The organism is Enterobacter sp. PP-008-ECC_S150 (assembly GCF_045257065.1).
In the GTDB taxonomy this organism is placed as follows: Bacteria; Pseudomonadota; Gammaproteobacteria; order Enterobacterales; family Enterobacteriaceae; genus Enterobacter; species Enterobacter chengduensis.
This window is the reverse complement of record NZ_JBJHHG010000007.1, coordinates 88,631-111,202: the sequence shown is the minus strand read 5'-3', so window position 1 is coordinate 111,202 and position 22,572 is coordinate 88,631. Positions and strand designations below refer to the sequence as shown.

General features: G+C 59.4%; 20 protein-coding genes and 2 tRNA genes. 9 read left to right on the top strand and 13 right to left on the bottom strand.

Going from position 1 to position 22,572, the window contains the following annotated elements; genetic code table 11:
* Nucleotides 1-4: 4 nt before the first annotated feature.
* The 6 genes from rutF to rutA are packed head-to-tail and all read right to left on the bottom strand — an operon-like array spanning nt 5 to nt 4,095.
* A complete protein-coding gene (gene rutF, locus ACJBF3_RS09970) occupies nt 5-499 on the bottom strand; it encodes an NADH-dependent FMN reductase RutF (RefSeq protein WP_072049966.1) in 495 nt (164 codons plus the stop codon).
* Between the two features lie 9 nt (nt 500-508).
* Entirely contained in the window at nt 509-1,099 is a 591-nt protein-coding gene (locus tag ACJBF3_RS09965; RefSeq protein ID WP_045326908.1) for a malonic semialdehyde reductase, read from the bottom strand.
* Between the two features lie 9 nt (nt 1,100-1,108).
* On the bottom strand, nt 1,109-1,909 hold the full coding sequence (rutD, locus tag ACJBF3_RS09960) for a pyrimidine utilization protein D (protein ID WP_045326909.1): 801 nt from the start codon (nt 1,907-1,909) through the stop codon (nt 1,109-1,111).
* A gap of 7 nt (nt 1,910-1,916) precedes the next feature.
* Nucleotides 1,917-2,303: a pyrimidine utilization protein C gene (gene rutC, locus ACJBF3_RS09955; protein ID WP_045326910.1), complete on the bottom strand. Its 387-nt coding sequence runs from the start codon at nt 2,301-2,303 to the stop codon at nt 1,917-1,919.
* 11 nt (nt 2,304-2,314) lie between these two features.
* Entirely contained in the window at nt 2,315-3,004 is a 690-nt protein-coding gene (gene rutB / locus ACJBF3_RS09950) for a pyrimidine utilization protein B (RefSeq protein WP_045326911.1), read from the bottom strand.
* Nucleotides 3,004-4,095 (bottom strand): pyrimidine utilization protein A, encoded by a 1,092-nt coding sequence (rutA, locus tag ACJBF3_RS09945; protein WP_045326912.1) that lies wholly within the window; start codon nt 4,093-4,095, stop codon nt 3,004-3,006. Before rutA ends, rutB begins: the two co-directional genes overlap by 1 nt.
* 245 nt (nt 4,096-4,340) lie before the next feature.
* Between rutA and rutR the strand changes: the two genes are divergently transcribed.
* Nucleotides 4,341-4,979: an HTH-type transcriptional regulator RutR gene (rutR, locus tag ACJBF3_RS09940; protein WP_045326913.1), complete on the top strand. Its 639-nt coding sequence runs from the start codon at nt 4,341-4,343 to the stop codon at nt 4,977-4,979.
* A gap of 114 nt (nt 4,980-5,093) precedes the next feature.
* Here rutR and ACJBF3_RS09935 read toward each other — a convergent pair whose 3' ends face one another.
* Nucleotides 5,094-5,495, bottom strand: coding sequence for a lysozyme inhibitor LprI family protein (locus tag ACJBF3_RS09935; protein ID WP_045326914.1), 402 nt, complete (start codon nt 5,493-5,495; stop codon nt 5,094-5,096).
* 101 nt (nt 5,496-5,596) lie between these two features.
* Nucleotides 5,597-9,559, bottom strand: coding sequence for a trifunctional transcriptional regulator/proline dehydrogenase/L-glutamate gamma-semialdehyde dehydrogenase (gene putA, locus ACJBF3_RS09930; protein WP_045326915.1), 3,963 nt, complete (start codon nt 9,557-9,559; stop codon nt 5,597-5,599).
* 423 nt (nt 9,560-9,982) lie between these two features.
* Between putA and putP the strand changes: the two genes are divergently transcribed.
* Both putP and ACJBF3_RS09920 read left to right on the top strand, forming a co-directional pair.
* The gene (gene putP, locus ACJBF3_RS09925) at nt 9,983-11,491 is read left to right on the top strand and encodes a sodium/proline symporter PutP (RefSeq protein WP_045326916.1); all 1,509 of its coding nucleotides are present in this window, start codon (nt 9,983-9,985) and stop codon (nt 11,489-11,491) included.
* A 113-nt stretch (nt 11,492-11,604) separates the two neighbouring features.
* Nucleotides 11,605-12,024: a DUF3574 domain-containing protein gene (locus ACJBF3_RS09920; protein ID WP_032658073.1), complete on the top strand. Its 420-nt coding sequence runs from the start codon at nt 11,605-11,607 to the stop codon at nt 12,022-12,024.
* A gap of 69 nt (nt 12,025-12,093) precedes the next feature.
* Here the strand turns inward: ACJBF3_RS09920 and ACJBF3_RS09915 are convergent, their stop codons facing one another.
* Nucleotides 12,094-13,278, bottom strand: coding sequence for a NupC/NupG family nucleoside CNT transporter (locus ACJBF3_RS09915; protein WP_045326917.1), 1,185 nt, complete (start codon nt 13,276-13,278; stop codon nt 12,094-12,096).
* Between the two features lie 251 nt (nt 13,279-13,529).
* On the opposite strand from ACJBF3_RS09915, the gene efeU reads away from it, so the two are divergent.
* The 4 genes from efeU (at nt 13,530) to phoH (ending at nt 18,108) form a co-directional block, all read left to right on the top strand.
* The gene (efeU, locus tag ACJBF3_RS09910; protein WP_045326918.1) at nt 13,530-14,363 is read left to right on the top strand and encodes an iron uptake transporter permease EfeU; all 834 of its coding nucleotides are present in this window, start codon (nt 13,530-13,532) and stop codon (nt 14,361-14,363) included.
* Nucleotides 14,364-14,403: 40 nt separating this feature from the next.
* Nucleotides 14,404-15,531 (top strand): iron uptake system protein EfeO, encoded by a 1,128-nt coding sequence (efeO, locus tag ACJBF3_RS09905; RefSeq protein ID WP_045326919.1) that lies wholly within the window; start codon nt 14,404-14,406, stop codon nt 15,529-15,531.
* A gap of 5 nt (nt 15,532-15,536) precedes the next feature.
* Nucleotides 15,537-16,820: an iron uptake transporter deferrochelatase/peroxidase subunit gene (gene efeB, locus ACJBF3_RS09900; RefSeq protein ID WP_045326920.1), complete on the top strand. Its 1,284-nt coding sequence runs from the start codon at nt 15,537-15,539 to the stop codon at nt 16,818-16,820.
* A gap of 499 nt (nt 16,821-17,319) precedes the next feature.
* Complete coding sequence (gene phoH, locus ACJBF3_RS09895; protein WP_024908976.1) at nt 17,320-18,108, top strand: phosphate starvation-inducible protein PhoH; 789 nt, start codon at nt 17,320-17,322, stop codon at nt 18,106-18,108.
* A gap of 215 nt (nt 18,109-18,323) precedes the next feature.
* On the opposite strand, the gene ACJBF3_RS09890 is transcribed toward phoH, so the two are convergent.
* From ACJBF3_RS09890 to ACJBF3_RS09880, 3 genes are all read right to left on the bottom strand, one after another.
* Nucleotides 18,324-18,411 (bottom strand) — tRNA-Ser (locus ACJBF3_RS09890).
* 137 nt (nt 18,412-18,548) lie between these two features.
* Complete coding sequence (locus tag ACJBF3_RS09885; RefSeq protein ID WP_045326921.1) at nt 18,549-19,226, bottom strand: isochorismatase family protein; 678 nt, start codon at nt 19,224-19,226, stop codon at nt 18,549-18,551.
* A 20-nt stretch (nt 19,227-19,246) separates the two neighbouring features.
* The gene (locus ACJBF3_RS09880; RefSeq protein WP_045326922.1) at nt 19,247-20,107 is read right to left on the bottom strand and encodes a pirin family protein; all 861 of its coding nucleotides are present in this window, start codon (nt 20,105-20,107) and stop codon (nt 19,247-19,249) included.
* Between the two features lie 109 nt (nt 20,108-20,216).
* Between ACJBF3_RS09880 and ACJBF3_RS09875 the strand changes: the two genes are divergently transcribed.
* Nucleotides 20,217-21,122, top strand: a complete 906-nt coding sequence (locus ACJBF3_RS09875; RefSeq protein ID WP_045326923.1) for a LysR family transcriptional regulator — start codon at nt 20,217-20,219, stop codon at nt 21,120-21,122.
* Between the two features lie 133 nt (nt 21,123-21,255).
* On the opposite strand, the gene ACJBF3_RS09870 is transcribed toward ACJBF3_RS09875, so the two are convergent.
* Nucleotides 21,256-21,343 (bottom strand) — tRNA-Ser (locus ACJBF3_RS09870).
* Nucleotides 21,344-21,575: 232 nt separating this feature from the next.
* Here ACJBF3_RS09870 and ghrA point away from each other — a divergent pair.
* Nucleotides 21,576-22,514, top strand: coding sequence for a glyoxylate/hydroxypyruvate reductase GhrA (ghrA, locus tag ACJBF3_RS09865; protein WP_045326924.1), 939 nt, complete (start codon nt 21,576-21,578; stop codon nt 22,512-22,514).
* Nucleotides 22,515-22,572 lie beyond the last annotated feature (58 nt).

The following is a 22,572-nucleotide window of genomic DNA, read 5'->3' as shown; positions in this document are numbered from 1 at the left end:
CGCCTTAACAGGCGGGTCGCATCAGCGCGTGGTAGCCGCGGTCAAACCACACCAGCCCTTGCGGCGCGGGGTGGCGAATAATCGAAACAATGTCGCAGAACAGAATGTCGTGGGTGCCGACGCTCACCACCTGGCTGATGCGGCAGTCAAACGAGGCCAGCGCATCCTCCAGGCGCGGACAGCCCGTGTCGCCCGTTTGCCAGCGGGCGGCGGCAAAGCGTTCCTTCATCGGCGTTTTGCCGCCAAACAGGTTAGAGAGCGGCTCTTGTCCGGCGCTCAGGGTATTCACGCAAAGGGTGCGGTTTTCGCTGAACGTCGGCCAGACGGACGCGCCGCGGTTCAGGCACACCAGCAGGGTGGGCGGTGAGTCCGTAACGCTGCATACCGCGCTGGCGGTAAAGCCCGCCATCCCCGCCGGGCCGTCGGTGGTGATGATATTGACCGCCGCGCCAACGCAGGCCATGGCGTCGCGAAAGGTTTGTTTATCCGGTGTCGTCACGATAGCTCCTTACGCCAGCCCGCAGGCATCGTTAAAGGTCAGGCGCGGCAGGCGCCCGTACAGTTTGTTCGCATCGCCGTAGCCAATGTTGATCAGCAGATTGCTTTTAAGCGCGGTGCCGGTGAAAAAGGCCTCGTCGACCTTCTGTCGGTCAAATCCCGACATCGGGCCGGTGTCGAGCCCCAGGGCGCGGCAGGCGAAAATCAGGTAAGCCGCCTGCATTGAGCTGTTGCGAAAGGCCGTCTCCTCCGCCAGCGCGGGGCTGGAGGTAAACCAGCTTCTGGCATCACCGTGCGGGAACAGTTCAGGCAGGCGCTCGTAAAATTCACCGTCCCAGGCGACAATCGCCGTGACCGGGGCGGCGAGCGTTTTCTCCAGGTTGCCGCTGGAGAGCGCCGGGCGCAGCTTCGCTTTTCCCTCTGTGCTTCGCACAAACACAATCCGCGCCGGAGAGCAGTTGGCGGAGGTGGGCCCCCATTTCAGCAGGTCGTAGATTTCGCGCAGCGTCTCGTCGCTGACGGGAATATCCTGCCAGCCGTTATGGGTGCGGGCGGCGGTGAACAGCGTTTCCAGCGCGGCGGGGGTAATGGCTTCGCTCATTAAAGCTCCTTATAAAGCGGGTTCGGGGCTGTGCAGCAGGCTGGCGAGCCCGTTCAGCAGCAGGGTGTTAAAGGTGTCCGGCTCGGTGACGTTGCAGGCGTGCCCGCCCTGGCGCATCACCGCGCCGTGGCCGTGCGGGAGAGCTGCCTGCAGCTCGGACGAGCAGACCGCGGGCACCAGCATGTCGTCGGCGGAACAGATAATCTGTACCGGACAGCGAATGCGCGCGGCGTGGCGGCTGAAGTCGGCCTTTTTCAGGGCGCTGAGCCTGTGCAGCAGGTTGGCTTTGCCCTGGAAATGGGCCAGCGCCAGCGCTTCTTCGGCCTCCAGACGGGGGGCGCGGGCGGCCATCCAGTCCGCCGGGTAGAGAAACAGCGGCTGCGCCTCAACCCACGCCTGCGGACCGCCGTAATGCAGCAGGCGCTCGCGGATCTGAAAGCAGCGTCGGGTGTGGGCGTTGAGGGTTAACCAGCCGTTGACGCACACCAGCGCGGTGAGGGCGTCGGGCCTGTCGAGGGCCAGCTGCAGGCCGACCAGCGCCCCCAGCGCGTGCCCGACGACGCTGTAGCGCGCGATCCCGGCCTCAGCCAGCGCCTGGGCCAGTTCGTCCGCCATCTGCGCCAGGCTGTAGCCTTCCGGCAGGGTGGCGGGGTTATTGCCCGTTCCGCGCTGGTCATAGCACACCACCTGATACTCCGGCTCCAGCGCGGCCAGCTGGGGCAACCAGTAGCTGCCGCTGCCGCCGAGACCGGAAATTAAGACCACCACGGGCGCCCCCTCATACGGGGGCGGTGAGACGGAGAGTTTCATACCTGCCTCACTTCGCGATGTGCGCAACGGTGGCGATTTCAACCAGCGCCTCTGGCTTCACCAGCCCGCACTGAATGCAGAACCGCGCCGGTTTATCGCCGGGGAAGAACTCGGCGTAGATCTCGTTAATCGCGGCGTAGTTTTTCCAGTCGGTGATAAAGATGCTGTTGAAGGTCACATCCGCCATGGTGCCACCCGCCGTTTCGATCACCGTTTTGATCGTCTCCAGCACGTGGCGGGTTTGCGCCTTTGGGTCGTTGATAAACACCACGTTGTTGTCTTTATCAAACGGCAGCGTGCCGGAGACATACACCACGCCGTCGGCAAGCGTGCCGGGAACGAACGGGGCGATCGGGGTGCTGGTACCCGGCGGGATGATTACGGATTTCGGCATCAGGTGTCTCCTCAGGCGATACGGGCGAGCGGGGGATTCAGGGCGTCGCAGAAATCATTGACGCTGCTGACCCAGCCAAAAAAGGTTTCGATATTGAACAGGGCCGCCTTCTGGGCAAATTCCGGCCCGGCCTGGTGGGTCGCGTCTTCCAGCACCACGCCAAAATACTCGAGGAAAAAGCCGTCGCGCAGGGTCGACTCCACGCAGACGTTGGTGGCAATGCCGGTGAAGACCAGGTGGCGAATGCCCCGGCTGCGCAGCAGGCTGTCGAGCGGCGTGTTGAAAAAGCCGCTGTAGCGCGGTTTCGGCAGGATGATATCGCCCGCCTGCGGCACAAGCTCATCCACCAGCTGATAATCCCATCCGCCTTTTGCCAGCAGCTTGCCCTGCAGTTCTGGGTTTTTGCGCATCGTTTTCAGGGCGTTGGACTTGTGGAAGTTGGGCGAGCCGGGGCCACCGGCCTCCACGTACCGATCATCCCAGCCGTTCTGGAACCAGATGATGAGCATGCCTGCGGCGCGCGCGGCGGCGACGGCGGTGTTGATGTTCTCAATCACCGGACGGGTGGCGGAGACGTCGAACCCCGCCAGGTCCAGATAGCCGCCTTTACTGGCGTAGGCGTTTTGCATGTCCACCACGATCAGCGCGCTCTGCTCTGGCGCAAAGGTAATGGCTTCCGGGCGAGCGTTAAGGGTCGTCATTACGCCACCTCCTTCGTCACGGCAGGAATGTGGGCGCGGCACTGCATCAGCGGCTGGATGCGCTCGCCGAAGGTCTCCACGCCGGTGAGGAAATCATCGAAGGTCAGCAGGACGCCCTCCGCGCCGGGGACGGCGGCGACGTCGTCAAGCATTCTGGCGACGCTGGCATAAGAGCCGACCAGCGTGCCCATGTTGATATTGACCGCAGACGTCGGGTCGGCCATCTGGCGCACGTTGGTGTCCGCGCCGGAGCGGGTGTCCTTCTGGCTCTGCTCGGTAAGCCAGCTCAGGGCCTCCTCGTCGGCACCGTCCTTATAGCGCTCCCATTTCGCGCGCGCGGCCTCGTCGGTCTCGTCGGCGATGACCATAAACAGCACGTAGGAGCCCACGTCGCGACCGGTTTTGTCGGCGGCCTCCTTCATGCGCGCTGCGGTCGGGGCGAAGGCGGCAGGCGTGTTAACGCCTTTACCGAAGCAGAAGTTAAAGTCGGCATATTTCGCCGAGAATTCCATTCCCGCGTCGCTCTGCCCGGCGCAGATCACCTTCATCGGCACCGACGGCTGCGGGCTGACGCGGCAGTCGTTCATGGTGAAGAAGTCGCCCTTGAAATCGCTTTTGCCGGTACCCCACAGGTCGCGCAGGACCTGCACGTACTCGGTCAGGTAGTCGTAGCGACGCGAGAAGTAGTCGTCACCCGGCCAGAGCCCCATCTGCTCGTACTCGGGCTTTTGCCAGCCGGTGACCAGGTTGACGCCAAAGCGCCCGCCGGAGATGGAGTCGATGGTGGAGGCCATGCGCGCGACGATCGCCGGGGGCAGGGTGAGCGTGGCGGCGGTGGCGTAAATCTGAATACGCGAGGTGACCGCGGCCAGCCCGGCCATCAGGGTGAAGGACTCCAGGTTGTGATCCCAGAATTCGGTTTTGCCGCCAAAGCCGCGCAGCTTGATCATCGAAAGCGCAAAGTCGAAATGGTAGTGCTCCGCTTTCTGCACGATGGCTTTATTCAGTTCGAAGGTCGGCATGTATTGCGGTGCAGTGGTCGAGATAAGCCAGCCGTTGTTGCCGATGGGTACAAATACGCCAATTTTCATCACGAACCTCTCTTCATTACGTCGCAGGTGTAACGGTCTTTTTGCAAAGGCAGTGCCAGTTTTCAAAAAGACAGTGTTATTAATGTGTTAATTAAAGGTTGGTGGGTTGATACGATAAAATGTGGACTAACTGGTCAAAAACGTTGCACAGAAAACAGGCACTCATGCGCGATGGGAGTGCAGGATGTCGAGGCGAGACGGGGGTTTTGCTATGCTGAGGACAACGCAGAATAAGGAGAGCGGGAATGACACAAGGCGCAGTGAAAACACCAGGTAAACGTTCGCAGGCGGTGAGCGCCAAGAAGCAGGCGATCCTCAGCGCGGCGCTGGAGACCTTTTCGCAGTTTGGGATCCACGGCACGCGGCTGGAGCAGGTGGCGGAGCAGTCCGGGGTATCCAAAACCAATCTGCTCTATTACTACCCGTCGAAAGAGGCGCTCTACGTGGCGGTGATGCAGCAGATCCTCGATATCTGGCTGGCGCCGCTCAAAGCGTTCCGCGAAGAGCTGGCTCCGCTGGTGGCAATCAGGGAGTACATTCGCCTGAAGCTGGAGGTGTCGCGCGATTACCCGCAGGCGTCAAGGCTGTTCTGCCTTGAGATGCTGCAGGGCGCGCCGCTGTTGCAGGCTGAGCTGACGGGAGATTTAAAGCAGCTGGTGGACGATAAGTCGGCGATTATTGCCGGATGGGTCGCCAGCGGAAAGCTGGCTCCGGTCGACCCGCAGCATCTGATCTTTATGATTTGGGCCGCCACCCAGCATTACGCTGACTTTGCGGCCCAGGTTGAGGCGGTCACCGGGAAAACGCTGCAGGACGAAGCGTTTTTCCACAGCACCCTGGAAAACGTGCAGCGGATGATTATTGAAGGGATCCGCGTGCGCTAGTTCCCCTCACCCTAACCCTCTCCCCAAAGGGGAGAGGGGACTGTTCTGTGCGGTCTTTTCTCGCTCGCCCCTATTGAAAAGGGGACTGTTCTGCGCGGTTTTTCTCCCTCGCCCCTATGGGGAGAGGGCCGGGGTGAGGGGACAGCTTAAGTCGCCCTCTTCACACTGCATCAGCGAGGCCAGAAACGCTTCGCGCTCCACGGTTTTTTCCGCCAGGCACTGGTTCACAATCATCGGCTGGACGCTCCCGCCTTCCGTCCCCGAACCGATAAACGCGCAGTCCGCGTCGCGCAGGGCGATCCACGCCTGCTGCGCCTTTTTCAGCAGGTCGCGCTGGGGGGCCGCCGCGCGCTTAACGGCGGCCTGATAGGTCTGGTTGAGCTTTTTATCGGCTGCCTGGTACTGCTGCGCGCTGCAGGTGTTCAGCTCAAGCTGCGTATTGGCTTTGTCGCACTCGTCGGCCAGCGCGCTGGCGCTCAGCAGCAGTGCGGCACCTGCGAGAAATACTCTTTTCATCATCCCCTCCATGTAAAAAAGCCGGATGCGCTGCGCTTATCCGGCCTACGGTGATTTTGTAGCCCCGGTTAGCGTAGCGCCACCGGGGAAAGTTTACACGATTAACCGATGGTCATCAGGCTGGCGTTACCGCCTGCCGCCGCGGTGTTGACGCTGAGCGAACGCTCCACGTACAGACGCTCCAGCAGCAGGTTGGTTTCCCCGCGCGCAAAGCCCTGCACCGACACGATTGCCCCGCTGCGGGCCGCGACCTGCTCGCAGAGCTCGCGCAGCTGGTCGGAATCACCGTGATAAATGACGGCATCAAACGGCTGCGTCAGCAGCGTGTCGGCCTTCGCGAAGCGAATGCGGTCCGAAACCGCTTTCGGCAGCTGTTTGGCCAGGTCGCGATGCAGCGCGTCTTCCGGCCACAGTACCTCACACCCGGTTGCCATCGCGGCGGCCAGCTGGACCAGCGCGTCCTGCTCGTTATCCGCCACGCAGAGTACGCGCTCGCGCGGCATCAGCGTCCAGGTGTTGCGTTCGCCGGTCGGCCCCGGCAGCAGGCGCTGCGTGCCCGCCTGCGCCAGCTCGCCATACTGCTGCGCCACGGCACGCAGCTCAGGACGTTTTTCCGCCCATGCGATCAGCGCCTCCAGCGGCTGGGTCAGCACGGTTTTCAGCTGCGCATCGACCGGATACTCCGCGTCCTGACGCGCCAGGGTGACGCCCAGCGCATTCTCCGGACGGTTCGCCAGCAGACGGTACAGGTAGAGCGGACCGCCCGCTTTCGGACCGGTGCCGGAGAGGCCTTCGCCGCCGAACGGCTGCACGCCCACGACCGCGCCAACCATGTTGCGGTTGACGTACAGGTTGCCCACTTTCGCGCTGCCGGTCACCTGGGCGATAGTCTCGTCGATACGGGTATGCACGCCGAGCGTCAGGCCATAGCCGGAAGCGTTGATCTGCTCAACCAGCTCGTTGAGGTTGTTTCGGTTGTAGCGCACCACGTGCAGCACCGGGCCGAAGACCTCTTTTTTCAGCTCGTCGAAGCTTGCCAGCTCAATCAGCGTTGGCGGCACAAAGGTACCGGTGCGCCATTCGCGGGTATCTTCGCTGTTTTCACGCACCGCCTGGTATACCGGACGGCCTTTCGCGCGCATGGCCTGAATGTGGTTTTCAATATTGGCTTTGGCTTCCGCGTCGATCACCGGCCCGATGTCGGTGGTGAGGCGGCCCGGGTTGCCCATGCGGCATTCGGCCATCGCGCCGCGCAGCATCTTCAGCGTGTGGTCCGCCACGTCGTCCTGCAGGCAGAGCACGCGCAGGGCGGAGCAGCGCTGACCGGCACTGTCGAACGCGGAGGCCAGCACGTCGACCACCACCTGCTCGGTGAGGGCAGAGGAGTCAACGATCATGGCGTTCATGCCGCCGGTTTCCGCGATGAGCGGCGTAGGACGGCCCTGCGCATCCAGACGGGTAGCAATATTGCGCTGCAGCAGCGAGGCGACTTCGGTCGAGCCGGTAAACATCACGCCGCGTACGCGGTTATCGCCGGTCAGTTTGGCGCCCACCGTTTCACCGCGGCCCGTCAGCAGTTGAACCACGCCCGCTGGCACGCCCGCTTCCAGAAGAATGTTGATACCCTGCGCGGCAATCAGCGGGGTCTGCTCTGCCGGTTTAGCCAGCACGCTGTTGCCTGCGGCCAGGGCGGCGGCAATCTGGCCGGTGAAGATCGCCAGCGGGAAGTTCCACGGGCTGATACAGACGACCGGTCCCAGCGGACGGTGGGTTTCGTTATCGAAGTCGTCGCGAACCTGGCCTGCGTAATAATGCAGGAAGTCGACGGCCTCGCGCACTTCGGCAATGGCGTTGCTGAAGGTTTTACCCGCCTCGCGCACCAGAATGCCGATGAGCGACTGCATCTGATCTTCCATCAGCACCGCGGCGCGCTCCAGAATGGCGGCGCGCTCCTGCGGCGGCGTGGCGAACCAGATAGGGGCGTTGTTCACCGCGCTGTCCAGGGCGCGATCCACCTCCGCTTCGGTGGCTTCACGCACGTAGCCGACGATATCTTTTGGTTCCGCCGGGTTGATCACCGGCTGCATGTCGCCGTCCTCAACGGACTGTTCCAGGATCGGCTTCGCCTGCCATTTCTGCAGGGCGCTGTTGAGCAGGGCAGAGGAGAGCGATGCCAGACGGTGTTCGTTGGCGAGATCCAGGCCCGCCGAGTTGACGCGGCCTTTGCCGTACAGCTCGCGCGGCAGGGCAATCTTCGGATGCGGCAGGCCAATCTGGCCTTCCTGCGCCGCCATCTTCTCTACGGCCTGCACCGGGTCGGCCACCAGCTCGTCCAGCGGCAGGGTGGTGTCGGCAATGCGGTTCACGAAGGAGGTGTTCGCGCCGTTTTCCAGCAGACGACGCACCAGGTACGCCAGCAGGGTTTCGTGGGTGCCTACCGGGGCATAGATGCGGCACGGGCGGTTGAGCTTGCCGTCCGCCACCTTACCGGTCACCTGCTCGTACAGCGGTTCGCCCATGCCGTGCAGGCACTGGAACTCGTACTGGCCCGGATAGTAGTTTTGCCCCGCCAGGCTGTAGATTGCCGCCAGGGTGTGGGCGTTGTGGGTAGCGAACTGCGGGTAGATCAGGTTCGGCACGCCGAGCAGCTTTTTCGCGCAGGCGAGGTAAGAGACGTCGGTGTAAACCTTGCGGGTATAGACCGGATAGCCTTCCAGCCCTTCCATCTGGGCGCGCTTGATTTCGCTGTCCCAGTAGGCGCCCTTCACCAGACGGATCATCAGGCGGCGGCGGCTGCGGCTGGCCAGGTCAATCAGGTAATCAATGACGAACGGACAGCGCTTCTGGTAGGCCTGGATAACGAAGCCGATGCCGTTCCAGCCCGCCAGCTCCGGCTCGAAGCACAGCTTTTCCAGCAGGTCGAGGGAGATCTCCAGACGGTCGGCCTCTTCGGCGTCAATGTTGATGCCGATGTCATACTGGCGCGCCAGCAGGGTCAGGGACTTCAGGCGCGGGTAGAGCTCTTCCATCACCCGGTCATACTGCGCGCGGCTGTAGCGCGGGTGCAGGGCGGAGAGCTTGATGGAGATGCCCGGGCCTTCATAAATGCCACGGCCGTTTGAGGCTTTACCGATGGCGTGGATCGCCTGCTGGTAGGAGACCATATAGGCCTGCGCGTCGGCGGCGGTCAGCGCCGCTTCGCCCAGCATGTCGTACGAGTAGCGAAAGCCTTTGTCTTCCAGCTTGCGGGCGTTGGCCAGCGCTTCGGCAATGGTTTCTCCCGTGACGAACTGCTCGCCCATCAGGCGCATCGCCATGTCCACGCCTTTGCGGATCAGCGGTTCGCCGCTCTTACCGATGATGCGGTTCAGGGAGCGGGAGAGGTTAGCTTCATTATGGGTCGACACCAGCTTGCCGGTAAACAGCAGGCCCCAGGTGGCCGCGTTGACGAACAGCGACGGGCTGCGGCCAATGTGCGAATGCCAGTTGCCGTTGCTGATCTTGTCGCGGATCAGCGCGTCGCGGGTGGCTTTATCCGGAATACGCAGCAGCGCTTCCGCCAGGCACATCAGCGCCACGCCTTCCTGCGAGGATAGGGAGAACTCCTGCAGCAGACCCTGAACCATCCCGGCGCGGCCGGTGGCGGTTTTCTGGTTGCGCAGCTTGTCGGCTAACTGATAGGCCAGGCTGTGCGCCTGCGCGGCAATCGCTTCCGGCAGGCGAGCCTGCTCCAGCAGCATCGGCACGGCGTCGGTTTCGGCACGGCGGTAGGCGCCGGTAATGGCGGCGCGGGTGACGGACTGCGGCAGGATCTGCTCGGCAAACTCGAGGAACGGCTGATGGCTCTCGTCGCCAGCCGCTGGGGCTTCCTCGCTTTCATTGGCCGCTCCGGCCAGCAGGGCAGGCAGCTCCGGCAGACCCTCGTCGCTCTCTAGCCTTTCGAGATAGTTAAAAATTGCCTGCTTAATTAACCAGTGCGGCGTGCGGTCAATGCGGGTTGCTGCGGTCTTAATCCGTTCGCGGGTGGCGTCATCCAGCTTCACCCCCATGGTGGTCATACCCATGCCAAAGCTCCTGTTGTGCTTTCATCGTATTTGGTCGTTAGCGTGAAATATCCACCATGTTGCAACTTTGTGCAACCGTGTTAAATGTGACCTGGTTTGCAACCCGGAAAATGAATGGATTGTTAACGAATAGTTAGCTGGAAAAACGCGCTGACGGTTCTGCTGGAGGCCAGTTTTTATGCGGGAGTTAACACTTTTAAAAGGTGCAACCTGCAAAAGCGTGAGCGAGTGCAACCTATAGGAAACTCGTATCAAACCGGGGATGAATTTGATGTAAATGCAGTGTTAAATCGTTTGTCAGCGGGAGGCGCATACGGCAGGATAGCGCGCCTCATCGAAACACAAGATACCGTCACCTCGTTCCGGTGATCATATAACAAGGCAGCCCGGACGGCTGTCGCTCGACACTTTTGGAGAATTTGCATGGCGATTAGCACACCGATGCTGGTGACATTTCTCGTTTATATATTTGGCATGATCCTGATAGGGTTTTTGGCGTGGCGTTCAACGAAAAACTTTGACGACTACATTCTGGGCGGACGCAGCTTAGGCCCAATGGTGACCGCACTCTCTGCGGGCGCGTCGGACATGAGCGGCTGGCTGCTGATGGGGCTGCCGGGCGCGATCTTCATCTCCGGTATCTCGGAAAGCTGGATCGCCATCGGCCTGACCGTCGGCGCATGGATCAACTGGAAGCTGGTGGCAGGCCGTCTGCGCGTGCACACCGAGGCCAACAATAACGCCCTGACGCTGCCGGACTACTTCACCGGACGTTTTGAAGACAACAGCCGCATCCTGCGCATTATCTCAGCGGTGGTTATTCTGCTGTTCTTCACCATCTACTGCGCCTCCGGCATCGTGGCGGGCGCGCGTCTGTTCGAAAGCACCTTCGGCATGAGCTATGAAACCGCCCTGTGGGCGGGTGCGGCGGCGACTATCCTGTATACCTTCGTGGGCGGATTCCTGGCGGTAAGCTGGACCGACACCGTGCAGGCGAGCCTGATGATCTTCGCCCTGATCCTGACCCCGGTGATTGTCATTTTCACCGTTGGCGGCTTTGCCGATTCGCTGGAAGTGATCAAGCAGAAGAGCATCGAAAACGTCGACATGCTGAAAGGGCTGAACTTTGTCGCCATCGTCTCCCTGATGGGCTGGGGGTTAGGCTACTTCGGCCAGCCGCACATTCTGGCGCGCTTTATGGCGGCGGATTCTCACCATACCATCGTTCACGCGCGCCGCATCAGCATGACGTGGATGATCCTGTGTCTGGCAGGGGCGTGTGCGGTCGGCTTCTTCGGTATTGCCTACTTCAACAACAACCCGGCGCAGGCGGGTGCGGTGAACCAGAACGCGGAACGCGTGTTCATCGAGCTGGCGCAGATTCTGTTTAACCCGTGGATTGCCGGTATTCTGCTCTCCGCGATCCTGGCGGCGGTGATGTCCACCCTGAGCTGCCAACTGCTGGTTTGCTCCAGCGCGATTACCGAAGACCTCTACAAAGCCTTCCTGCGCAAGAACGCGAGTCAGAAAGAGCTGGTGTGGGTCGGGCGCTTTATGGTGCTGGTGGTGGCGCTGGTGGCGATTGCCCTGGCGGCCAACCCGGAAAACCGCGTGCTGGGCCTCGTGAGCTACGCGTGGGCGGGCTTCGGTGCGGCGTTTGGTCCGGTGGTGCTGTTCTCCGTCATGTGGTCACGTATGACCCGCAACGGCGCGCTGGCGGGGATGATCATCGGTGCGGTGACCGTCATCGTCTGGAAGCAGTTCGCGTGGCTGGGCCTGTACGAAATCATCCCAGGCTTCATCTTCGGCAGCATCGGCATCGTGGTCTTCAGCCTGCTGGGTAAGGCACCGTCTGCCGCCATGCAGAAACGCTTTGCTGAAGCAGACGCGCATTACCGCTCCGCGCCGCCGTCTAAGCTGCAGCCGGAATAATTTTCCCCTCACCCTAACCCTCTCCCCAAAGGGGAGAGGGAATAAACCTCTCTTGCTAAATTCTGCAATTTACGTTGATATCGCTGTGCTTATAACAATGAGGATAGCGAAGCATGACAATCAAAACAGGGTTAATGGCGGCGGCATTATTGATGCTGGCTGGCTGCAACGCACCATCGCAACACGCGGCGGTGGAGACCTGCAAAGCGGATAACCAGATGCAGCAAACCACGCTCTATTTCGGCTTAAATCGCCCTGCCGGGGCGCAGATTACCGGCAACGAGTGGCAGCAGTTCGTTGACCAGGACGTGACGCCGCGCTTTCGCGATGGCTTAACGGTATTTGATGCCCGGGGGCAGTGGCTGGGGAACGACGGGAAAGTGGCGCGCGAGCCGAGCAAAGCGTTAATGCTGATCCACGGCAAGGACGCGCAGAGCGAGAAGAACATCGAAGCGCTACGCGGGATTTACAAATCACGCTTCGCGCAGGAGTCGGTGATGCGTGTCGACCAGCCGGTGTGCGTGCAGTTTTAAGCAAAACGGCGGGATAGTGTTGTAGGCCCGGTAAGGCGTAGCCGCCACCGGGCACAAACCGCACAAAACTTACAACACCAGCCCCGCAAAGCTCGCCGACAGCAGGCTCACCAGCGTCGCGCCGTAGACCAGACGCAGGCCAAAGCGCGATACCACGTTCCCCTGCTGCTCGTTCAGCCCCTTAATCGCCCCGGCCACGATGCCGATGGAGGCGAAGTTCGCGAACGACACTAGGAAGACCGATAAAATGCCCAGCCCGCGCGGGGACATCTGGTGCGCGATTTTTTGCAGCTCAATCATCGCCACAAATTCATTTGCCACCAGCTTGGTCGCCATAATACTGCCCGCGTTTAGGGCATCGCTCAGCGGAATACCCACCAGCCACGCCAGGGGATAAAATACATAGCCCAGAATCTGCTGGAAGCTCATGCCAAATACGCTGGAGAAGAGGGCGTTGACGGCGCTAATAAGGGCGATAAAGCCAATCAGCATCGCCAGAATAATCATCGCGACCTTAAAACCGGCCATAATATACTCGCCGAGCATTTCGAAGAAGCTCTGGGATTCATGCAGTTTTTCCAGCCTGATATCCGGCTCCGCTTCCGGGCGGGTCGGGTTGATGACGGAGAGAATAATAAAGGTGCTGAACATGTTTAAAATCAGCGCCGCGACGACGAATTTGGCGTCGAGCATGGTCATATACGCCCCGACAATCGACAGGGAGACCGTCGACATGGCCGTAGCCGCCATGGTGAACAGGCGACGCGAGGAGAGATCCCCCAGCACGCCCTTGTAGGCAATGAAGTTTTCCGACTGGCCGAGGATCAGCGAGCTCACCGCGTTAAACGATTCCAGCTTGCCCATGCCGTTCACTTTTGACAGCAGCGTACCGATCACCCGAATAAAAATCGGCAGAATTCGCCAGTGCTGAAGAATACCAATCAGCGCGGAAATAAAAATAATCGGGCAAAGTACGCCGAGGAAAATGAACGCCAGCCCTTTTTCACCCATGCCGCCAAAGACAAAATTGGTGCCTTCGCCGGCAAATTTCAGCAGGGATTCAAAGAAGCCGGAAACGTATTTAATCAGGAATAAGCCGCTTTCGGCGTGCAGGAAAAAGAACGCCAGGGCAATTTCAATAATAATCAGCTGTAAAACATAACGAATGCGAATTTTTCGGCGGTCGAAACTCACCAGCCAGGCCAGCGCAAGAATAATCACCAGCGCCAGCAGGAAATGGACAATCTTAAACATGGTTTATTTTCACTTGGTTTTCGAGGCTGATATTTAGCCACAGCGCTGATTAACCGTAAATGGGCATTTTCGTTATAACTTATAAACCTGAACGTCACGCAGGTAACTATTACCTTGCTTGGCGTTTACAACTCGTCATCAAAACACCACACATTTCGCTTGTGTTTCGTTTCGCCGTAATGATAATCACTATCACAAGAATTTACCTTTCTTTGCATCAGTTGACCGCGATAAACATTTAAGGTGTCGGCATGTTTGTTCCATTTCTCATTATGTTACGTGAAGGGCTCGAAGCCGCCCTTATCGTCAGCCTCATCGCCAGTTATCTGAAGCGAACCCAGCGCGGACGCTGGATTGGCGTCATGTGGATCGGGGTATTCCTTGCCGCGGCGCTCTGCCTGGGTCTGGGGATCCTCATCAACGAAACCACCGGCGAGTTCCCGCAAAAGGAGCAGGAGCTGTTTGAGGGTATCGTCGCCGTGATTGCGGTCGTCATCCTCACCTGGATGGTGTTTTGGATGCGTAAAGTCTCGCGCAACGTGAAGGTGCAGCTGGAGCAGGCGGTGGATAACGCGCTGCAGAAGGGCAATAACCATGGCTGGGCGCTCATTATGATGGTCTTTTTCGCCGTGGCGCGCGAAGGGCTGGAGTCTGTTTTCTTCCTGCTGGCGGCGTTTCAGCAGGATGTGGGGATCTGGCCCCCGCTGGGCGCCGTGCTGGGTCTTGCTACGGCGGTGGTGCTCGGTTTCCTGCTCTACTGGGGCGGTATTCGCCTGAACCTGGGCGCGTTCTTCAGGTGGACCAGCCTGTTTATTCTGCTGGTGGCGGCCGGGCTGGCGGCAGGGGCGATCCGCGCCTTCCATGAAGCGGGCCTGTGGAATCATTTCCAGGACGTGGCGTTCGACCTCAGCAACGTCCTCTCCACCCATTCGCTGACCGGCACCCTGCTCGAAGGCATTTTCGGCTATCAGGAAACGCCGAGCGTCAGCGAAGTGGCGATGTACTTTATTTATCTGGTTCCGGCGCTGGTGCTGTTTGCTATGCCGCCGCGTGCCGGCACCCAGGCGTCGCGCGTTGCGCCGTAATCATTGATTTAGTGACAACATACTTTTAAAGGGAAGAGTCATGGCAATTCAGTTCCGTCGTAGTGCATTATGCGCAGGCATTGCCGCGCTGTTCGCTTCCGCATTCTCCGCCTGGGGCGCGGATGTTCCACAGGTTAAAGTGACCGTCAACGACAAGCAGTGCGAGCCGATGACCCTCACGGTGAACAGCGGCAAAACCCAGTTCATTATTCAGAACCACAGCCAGAAGGCGCTGGAGTGGGAGATCCTGAAAGGGGTGCTGGTTGTCGAAGAGCGCGAAAATATCGCCCCTGGCTTCAGCCAGAAGATGACCGCCAACCTGCAGCCGGGCGAGTACGAGATGACCTGCGGCCTGCTGACCAATCCTAAGGGTAAGCTTATCGTCAAAGGTGAAGCGACGGCCGATGCGGCGAAAGGCGCTGCGGTGCTGAGCCTGGGCGATGCGATTACCGCCTATAAAGCGTACGTCACCAAAGAGACGGCGGATCTGGTGGCGAGCACCAAAGCCTTTACCGACGCGGTAAAAGCGGGTGATATCGAAAAAGCGAAATCCCTCTACGCGCCAACCCGTCAGCACTACGAGCGCATTGAGCCGATTGCCGAGCTGTTCTCCGACCTCGACGGCAGCATTGACGCCCGTGAAGATGACTACGAGCAGAAGGCCGCCGATCCGAAATTCACCGGCTTCCACCGTCTGGAAAAAGCGCTGTTTGGCGATAACTCTGCCAAAGGGATGGAGAAATACGCCGAGCAGCTGAACGGCGACGTGCTGGAGCTGCAAAAGCGCATCAGCGAGCTGGCCTTCCCGCCGTCAAAAGTGGTGGGCGGCGCGGCCGGGCTGATTGAAGAAGTGGCCGCGAGCAAAATCAGCGGCGAAGAGGATCGCTACAGCCACACCGACCTGTGGGACTTCCAGGCCAACGTCGACGGCGCGCAGAAAATTGTTAACCTGCTGCGTCCTCAGCTGCAGAAAGAGAACGGCGAACTGCTGGCCAAGGTGGATGCCAACTTCAAAAAGGTCGACACCATCCTGGCGAAGTACCGCACCAAAGACGGGTTTGAGACCTACGACAAGCTGACCGATGCCGATCGCAACGCGCTGAAAGGCCCGATTACCGCTCTGGCGGAAGATCTCTCCCTGCTGCGTGGCGTACTGGGTCTGGACTAAGCACGATGAACAAGCATAACGAAAGCGACGTGGTCGAGCCTTCCCGTCGCCGGCTGCTAAAAGGGGTAGGGGCGCTGGGGGGCGCGCTTGCTCTGGCCGGTGGCTGTCCGGTGGCGCACGCGGCGAAACCGCAAAGCGCGCCCGGCACGCTGTCACCCAATGCCCGCATGGAGACGCAGCCGTTTTACGGCGAGCACCAGGCCGGTATTCTGACGCCGCAGCAGGCGTCGATGATGCTGGTGGCCTTTGATTCGCTGGCCAGCGATAAAGCCGATCTGGAACGCCTGTTCCGCCTGCTGACGACGCGCATCGCGTTTCTTACCGCCGGGGGACCGGCGCCGGATACGCCGAACCCGCGCCTGCCGCCGATGGACTCCGGCATTCTGGGGCCGTTTATCGCCCCGGATAACCTGACCATTACCGTTTCGCTGGGTGAATCGCTGTTTGATGCGCGCTACGGTCTGGCAAAGCAGAAGCCGAAAGCGCTGCAAAAAATGACGCGCTTCCCGAATGATTCCCTCGACGCGGCGCTGTGCCACGGCGACCTGCTCCTGCAGATTTGCGCCAATACCCAGGACACGGTGATCCACGCCCTGCGCGACATCATCAAGCACACGCCGGATTTGCTCAGCGTGCGCTGGAAGCGGGAAGGGTTTATCTCTGACCACGCCGCCCGCAGCAAAGGGAAAGAGACTCCGGTCAACCTTCTGGGCTTCAAGGACGGCACCGCCAACCCGGACAGCCACGATGCTGCGCTCATGAAGGAGGTGGTGTGGGTCACTGCTGACCAGGGCGAACCGGCATGGGCGGTGGGGGGCAGCTATCAGGCGGTGCGGATTATCCAGTTCCACGTGGAGTTCTGGGACCGCACGCCGCTCAAAGAGCAGCAGACCATCTTTGGCCGCGACAAGCAGAGCGGGGCGCCGCTCGGCATGAAGAATGAGCATGACGTGCCCGACTACGCCAGCGATCCGAATGGAGACACCATCGCGCTGGACAGCCATATTCGTCTGGCCAATCCGCGCACCAAAGAGACGCAGTCGAGCCTGATGATGCGTCGCGGCTACAGCTACTCGCTCGGCGTGACCAACTCCGGCCAGCTTGATATGGGGCTGCTGTTCGTCTGCTACCAGCACGATCTGGAAAAAGGCTTCCTGACCGTGCAGAAGCGGCTCAACGGCGAAGCGCTGGAAGAGTACATTAAGCCCATCGGCGGCGGCTATTTCTTTGCCCTGCCGGGCGTGCGCGACAGCAACGCGTACCTCGCTCAAGGTCTTATTGAAGCCTGATAATCGTCCCCGCAACCGTTCGCGGGGACATTATTTTTTCATATGACTATCTTGTTGTTATATTTCTGTAATATTTCTATATAAGACTGAATCCGCTGCAGGAGCAGTCTTAAAAGTTGCATTCAGGTAAAATAAATGTTGCATTTATGATAACTCCTGATGTACTTAAGATAAGACAGCGGTAGTTCCCGGCAGTGATGCTGTATCACTATGGAGATCGCGAATGGTTGCGTCCTGTACTGGACAAGGTAAACATAACAACCGCAGCACCCGGCGCGGAGGCTCAGACTCCGGCAGCGATTTCCTCACCAATAAATTCACCCCCCTTCCTCAAGAACCTGATTCGACCGACGTGCAGAACGGTGCGCGTAGCTGTTCCGTATCGTCATCCGATAGTGCAAGCAATGGCTTACAAGGAAGCCAACCCTCTGATGTTCGTGCGCATAATCGTGCCGACGCTGGCGCGTGTGATGAATACCAACAACTCAAGGTGCTATCCATGGGAAGACAAAAAGCAGTGATCAAAGCTCGTCGCGAAGCAAAACGTGTGCTGAGACGGGATTCACGCAGCCATAAACAGCGTGAAGAAGAATCGGTCACCTCGCTTGTGCAGATGAGTGGCGTAGAAGCAATTGGCATGGCCCGAGACAGCCGTGATAATTCTCCAATTGTGGCGCGCAATGAGGCTCAGGCGCACTACCTGAATGCTATCGAGAGTAAACAGCTCATTTTTGCAACCGGTGAAGCCGGATGCGGGAAAACGTGGATTAGTGCGGCCAAAGCGGCGGAAGCATTGATCCATAAGGACGTGGAGAGAATTATCGTTACCCGTCCGGTACTGCAGGCGGATGAAGATCTCGGCTTCCTGCCCGGCGATATTTCGGAGAAGTTTGCCCCGTACTTCAGGCCCGTCTATGACGTGCTGGTTAAGCGGCTGGGCGCATCCTTCATGCAGTACTGCCTGCGACCGGAGATTGGCAAGGTGGAAATCGCGCCGTTCGCCTATATGCGCGGACGTACATTTGAAAATGCGGTCGTCATTCTTGACGAGGCTCAGAACGTGACCGCTGCGCAAATGAAGATGTTTTTAACGCGCCTCGGGGAGAACGTGACGGTTATCGTCAACGGCGACATCACCCAGTGTGACCTGCCGTCCGGCGTGAAGTCCGGGTTGAGCGACGCCATGTCACGTTTTGAGGAAGATGAGATGATTGGGGTGGTACGCTTCACCAAAGAGGACTGCGTGCGGTCGGCGCTGTGTCAGAGGACGCTGCAAGCGTATTATTGAGTTTGCTGTTGCGTTCAAGGCCCGGGAAACCGGGCTTTGTTTTTTGTGCGGGCATGATGTCGGGTGGCGCTGCGCTTACCCGACCTACAAACCCTCAGGACCCGTAGGCCTGGTAAGCGCAGCGCCACCAGGCATAAAGCGCGCAGGGAGTCTCAGGGTTCGGTCGATCCAAAAGAAAAAAGCCCGTACTTTCGTACGAGCTCTTATCTTAAATATGGCGGTGAGGGGGGGATTCGAACCCCCGATACGTTGCCGTATACACACTTTCCAGGCGTGCTCCTTCAGCCACTCGGACACCTCACCATATTGTTTTGCTGCCTGACCGCTTGGGGGGCAACGGGGCGCTACTATAGGGAGTTGCGCTAAAGCGGTCAAGCAGATTTTCTGTATTCGTGTGCGTTCGGTTAAGCCTTAATCAGCTCGGGTCGCAGCACGAGTCATCAACGCTGTGAATCGAGCACTTCGCTGTTTTTAACCACTTCCTGCGCTTTGCCGTAGCTTTCGATCAGAAGCCGGTAAGCCGGGAAGATGTGGGTATAGACCTCAGCCCACTCCGCTGCGTCTTCACGGTTCCAGGTACGCTGGATCTCAGAGGCCACCGCCGCCGTATCCATCGGGACCACGCCTGCCTGCACGACGCGCGCCAGCGTGATCTCCTGCGCCATTTTGCTGTAGGTACCGGAGGCATCGATCACCGCAAACACCTTATACCCGTCCGCAACCGCGCTGATTGACGGGAAGGCCATGCAGACGCTGGTGATAGTGCCTGCGATAATCAACGTCTTGCGTCCGGTCGCTTTCACCGCCGCCACGAACTCCGGGTTATCCCAGGCGTTGATCTCACCTTTACGGGCAACGTATTGTGCATGCGGCGCGTTGGCGTGGATCTCCGGGATAAGCGGGCCGTTTGGCCCCTGCGGAACGGATGCTGTGGTGATCACCGGGATCTTCGCCAGCGTCGCGATTTTAGCCAGCGCTGCCGCACGGGCGCGCAGTTCCGGCATGGGCATATCCCCCACGGTCTGGAAAAGGCCGCTCTGGTGATCGATGAGCAACATCACCGCATCGTTCACATCAATAACCGGACGCGTGCCGTTAAAATTTGCAGGTGTAGACATTTTCTTCTCCTTTATTACCGTCAGATCTGGCCGAAGCGGCCGGAGTTGAAATCACGAATGGCTTCGTTGATTTCGCTTTTACTGTTCATCACAAACGGGCCATAGCCCACGATGGGTTCGTTCAGCGGCTCGCCCGCCATCAGCAGCACTTTTGCATCGCCGTTCGCCTCCAGGTGCAGTTTGTCGCCTTCCTGACTCAATACGACCAACTGGGCTTCACCAGCCTGAGCCGTACCGTTTACCGTAATGTTGCCTTCCAGCACGACCAGCGCGGTGCTCCAGCCTTCGGGCTGATTGAGCGTCAAATGGCTTCCCTGATTCAGCACGATGTCCCAGACGTTGAGCGGCGAGAAGGTGTGCGCCGGGCCGGTCACCGTGTCGTAGCGGCCGGCAATGACCCGCAGCGAACCGCTGTTATCCGGTAGCGTCACCACCGGGATCGCATCCTTCGTTATGCTCTGGTAGCCCGGCGCCGCCATCTTGTCTTTCGCCGGCAGGTTGACCCACAGCTGCATCATTTTCAGCTCGCCGCCTTTCTGCGAGAACGCGCTGGAGTGGAACTCCTCGTGCAAAATGCCTGCGCCTGCGGTCATCCACTGCACGTCGCCGGGGCCAATAACGCCGCCTTTACCCGTGGAGTCGCGATGCTCCACTTCACCGGAATAGACGATGGTGACCGTTTCAAAACCCCGGTGAGGGTGCTGGCCTACGCCGCGCTTCGCCCCACCTGCCGGAAAGGTGTACGGGCCCGCGTAGTCCAGCAGCAGGAACGGGCTGAGAGGCTCGCCGTGCGTCTGATAAGAGAACATTGAACGGACCGGGAAACCGTCTCCGACCCAGTGCTGGCGGGGAGCGGTATAAACGCCTGTTACGTTTTTCATGATTAACTCCTGATGTTCTGTTGATGTAATTAGCTTATATTCAGGGTTAATATCCCGGTAGATAGTGAAAATGGCATTCACTGTTCTGAAAATAGAACAATGAGGATTTATGCAGGATCTCAATGACTTCGTCTGGTTTGTGAAGGTGGTGGACTACGGTGGCTTTGCGGCGGCGGGAAGGGCGCTTGACCTGCCCAAGTCCAGGCTAAGCCGCCGGATTGCCCAGCTGGAAGAACGCCTCGGCGTGCGGCTTATTCACCGAACAACCCGACAGTTTACGGTGACCGAGGTCGGGCAGACCTTCTATCAGCACTGTAAGGCAATGATGGTAGAGGCCGAGGCCGCCGAGGAAGCCGTGGCGGCACTGCAGGCTGAACCGCGCGGTGTCGTCAGGATCACCTGCCCGATAACCCTGCTGCATGTCCACGTGGGTCCGATGCTGGCCAAATTTATGGCGCGCTACCCCGGCATCAATCTTCAGCTGGAGGCGACTAACCGGCGGGTCGACCTGGTGGGAGAGGGCGTGGATATCGCGATCCGCGTCCGCCCGCGTCCGTTTGATGACAGCGACCTGGTGTTAAGGGTGCTGGCTGACAGGGGGCATTGTCTGGTCGCCGGTCCGGCGCTGATTCAACGCATGGGAGAACCGGTCGCCCCGTCAGAACTCAGTGCCTGGCCCGGGTTAAGCATGAGTGAGGGGAAACATATCCATAAATGGGAACTCTGTGGCCCCGGCGGCGCCAGAGCGGAAATCCATTACCATCCCCGGCTGATCACCACCGATATGCTCGCGCTACGTGAAGCTGCCGTGGCGGGCATCGGCGTGGTGCAATTGCCGATTTTAATGGTGAAGGATCAGCTAGAGTCCGGGGAGCTGGTTCGGGTACTTGATGCCTGGGAACCGCGACGGGAAGTGATTCACGCCGTTTATCCTTCAAGGCGCGGTTTGCTGCCGTCCGTCAGGACGCTGGTAGATTTTCTGACCGCAGAGTACGCGAAGATGGTTGAAGAGTAGTTTTTGTAGGTCGGGTAAGCGCAGCGCCACCCGACATGAGTTTCGCACAGAGCCACAAGGTTCGAATCCCCCCGCATACGTGCAATATGCAAAAAAAAAGCCCGCATTTTCATGCGAGCTCTTCTTTTAAATATGGCGGTGAGGGGGGGATTCGAACCCCCGATACGTTGCCGTATACACACTTTCCAGGCGTGCTCCTTCAGCCACTCGGACACCTCACCATATTGTCATCCCGTTGTTGTCGGGACGGGCGCTAATGTAAGGAAAAGCCGAACTGCCGTCAACTCACTTTTTCAGTAATTTAGCGCGTTTAGACAAACTTCAGGCAACATGATTCTTAAATGTGCTGAAAGCGTCTTTTTTATCAGCAACACGGTCGCGCAATAAATTTGATATGCTGACCCTCCAGTGAAAAAGCAAAATAAATCAGCGCAATAAAAGGCAGGAATAACTATGGATATACTTTTCTATCACCCCACGTTTGATACGGCATACTGGATCAAGGCGCTTACGGCAGCATTACCCGGCGCACGCGTTCGCGAGTGGAAGCGTGGCGATAATGAACATGCTGACTATGCGCTGGTCTGGCATCCTCCGGTAGAAATGCTCCAGGGCCGCAAGCTGAAGGCTGTTTTTGCCCTGGGGGCGGGGGTGGATTCCATTCTGAGCAAACTGAAGGCACACCCTGAAATGCTCCCGGAAGAGATCCCCCTGTTCCGCCTTGAGGATACCGGAATGGGCCAGCAGATGCAGGAATATGCCGTCAGCCAGGTGCTGCACTGGTTCCGCCGCTTTGATGACTATCAGGCCTTTAAACAGCAGGCCCGCTGGGAGCCGCTGCCGGATTACCGTCGCGAAGACTTTACTATCGGGATCCTCGGCGCAGGCGTGCTGGGCTCAAAAGTGGCTGAAGCCCTCGCTCCGTGGGGCTTTCCGCTGCGCTGCTGGAGCCGCAGCCGCAAGGACTATCCGGGCGTCGAGAGCTTTGCCGGCACGGATGAGCTTCCGGCGTTTCTGAACGGCACGCGCGTGCTGATCAACCTGCTGCCCAATACGGCGGAAACGGTAGGGATCATCAATGCAGCCCTGCTCAATCAGCTCGTCGACCAGAGCTACCTGATGAACCTGGCGCGCGGGGTGCACCTGGTCGAGTCCGATCTGCTGAAGGCGCTGGACAGCGGAAAGCTAAAAGGCGCGATGCTGGATGTCTATAGCCGCGAGCCGCTGCCCGCGGAAAGCCCGCTTTGGGCGCATCCGCGCGTGGCGATGACCCCGCACGTGGCTGCCGTGACCCGTCCGGCAGAGGCGGTGGCGTATATCTCCCATACCATCAGCGAAATGGAAAAGGGCAACCCAGTCACCGGCCAGGTCGACAGACGGCGCGGCTACTGAGAGAAACCCGGCGTTCGCCGGGTTTTTGCTAATATTCGCCGCTGATAACTGCTATCCT

Excerpts from the sequence above, each read along its gene's own strand:
- ACJBF3_RS09965 (WP_045326908.1), bottom strand. The coding sequence starts at position 1,099 with ATGAGCGAAGCCATTACCCCCGCCGCGCTGGAAACGCTGTTCACCGCC.
- rutD (WP_045326909.1), bottom strand. The coding sequence starts at position 1,909 with ATGAAACTCTCCGTCTCACCGCCCCCGTATGAGGGGGCGCCCGTGGTG.
- rutC (WP_045326910.1), bottom strand. The coding sequence starts at position 2,303 with ATGCCGAAATCCGTAATCATCCCGCCGGGTACCAGCACCCCGATCGCC.
- rutB (WP_045326911.1), bottom strand. The coding sequence starts at position 3,004 with ATGACGACCCTTAACGCTCGCCCGGAAGCCATTACCTTTGCGCCAGAG.
- rutA (WP_045326912.1), bottom strand. The coding sequence starts at position 4,095 with ATGAAAATTGGCGTATTTGTACCCATCGGCAACAACGGCTGGCTTATC.
- rutR (WP_045326913.1), top strand. The coding sequence starts at position 4,341 with ATGACACAAGGCGCAGTGAAAACACCAGGTAAACGTTCGCAGGCGGTG.
- ACJBF3_RS09935 (WP_045326914.1), bottom strand. The coding sequence starts at position 5,495 with ATGAAAAGAGTATTTCTCGCAGGTGCCGCACTGCTGCTGAGCGCCAGC.
- putA (WP_045326915.1), bottom strand. The coding sequence starts at position 9,559 with ATGGGTATGACCACCATGGGGGTGAAGCTGGATGACGCCACCCGCGAA.
- putP (WP_045326916.1), top strand. The coding sequence starts at position 9,983 with ATGGCGATTAGCACACCGATGCTGGTGACATTTCTCGTTTATATATTT.
- ACJBF3_RS09920 (WP_032658073.1), top strand. The coding sequence starts at position 11,605 with ATGACAATCAAAACAGGGTTAATGGCGGCGGCATTATTGATGCTGGCT.
- ACJBF3_RS09915 (WP_045326917.1), bottom strand. The coding sequence starts at position 13,278 with ATGTTTAAGATTGTCCATTTCCTGCTGGCGCTGGTGATTATTCTTGCG.
- efeU (WP_045326918.1), top strand. The coding sequence starts at position 13,530 with ATGTTTGTTCCATTTCTCATTATGTTACGTGAAGGGCTCGAAGCCGCC.
- efeO (WP_045326919.1), top strand. The coding sequence starts at position 14,404 with ATGGCAATTCAGTTCCGTCGTAGTGCATTATGCGCAGGCATTGCCGCG.
- efeB (WP_045326920.1), top strand. The coding sequence starts at position 15,537 with ATGAACAAGCATAACGAAAGCGACGTGGTCGAGCCTTCCCGTCGCCGG.
- phoH (WP_024908976.1), top strand. The coding sequence starts at position 17,320 with ATGGGAAGACAAAAAGCAGTGATCAAAGCTCGTCGCGAAGCAAAACGT.
- ACJBF3_RS09885 (WP_045326921.1), bottom strand. The coding sequence starts at position 19,226 with ATGTCTACACCTGCAAATTTTAACGGCACGCGTCCGGTTATTGATGTG.
- ACJBF3_RS09880 (WP_045326922.1), bottom strand. The coding sequence starts at position 20,107 with ATGAAAAACGTAACAGGCGTTTATACCGCTCCCCGCCAGCACTGGGTC.
- ACJBF3_RS09875 (WP_045326923.1), top strand. The coding sequence starts at position 20,217 with ATGCAGGATCTCAATGACTTCGTCTGGTTTGTGAAGGTGGTGGACTAC.
- ghrA (WP_045326924.1), top strand. The coding sequence starts at position 21,576 with ATGGATATACTTTTCTATCACCCCACGTTTGATACGGCATACTGGATC.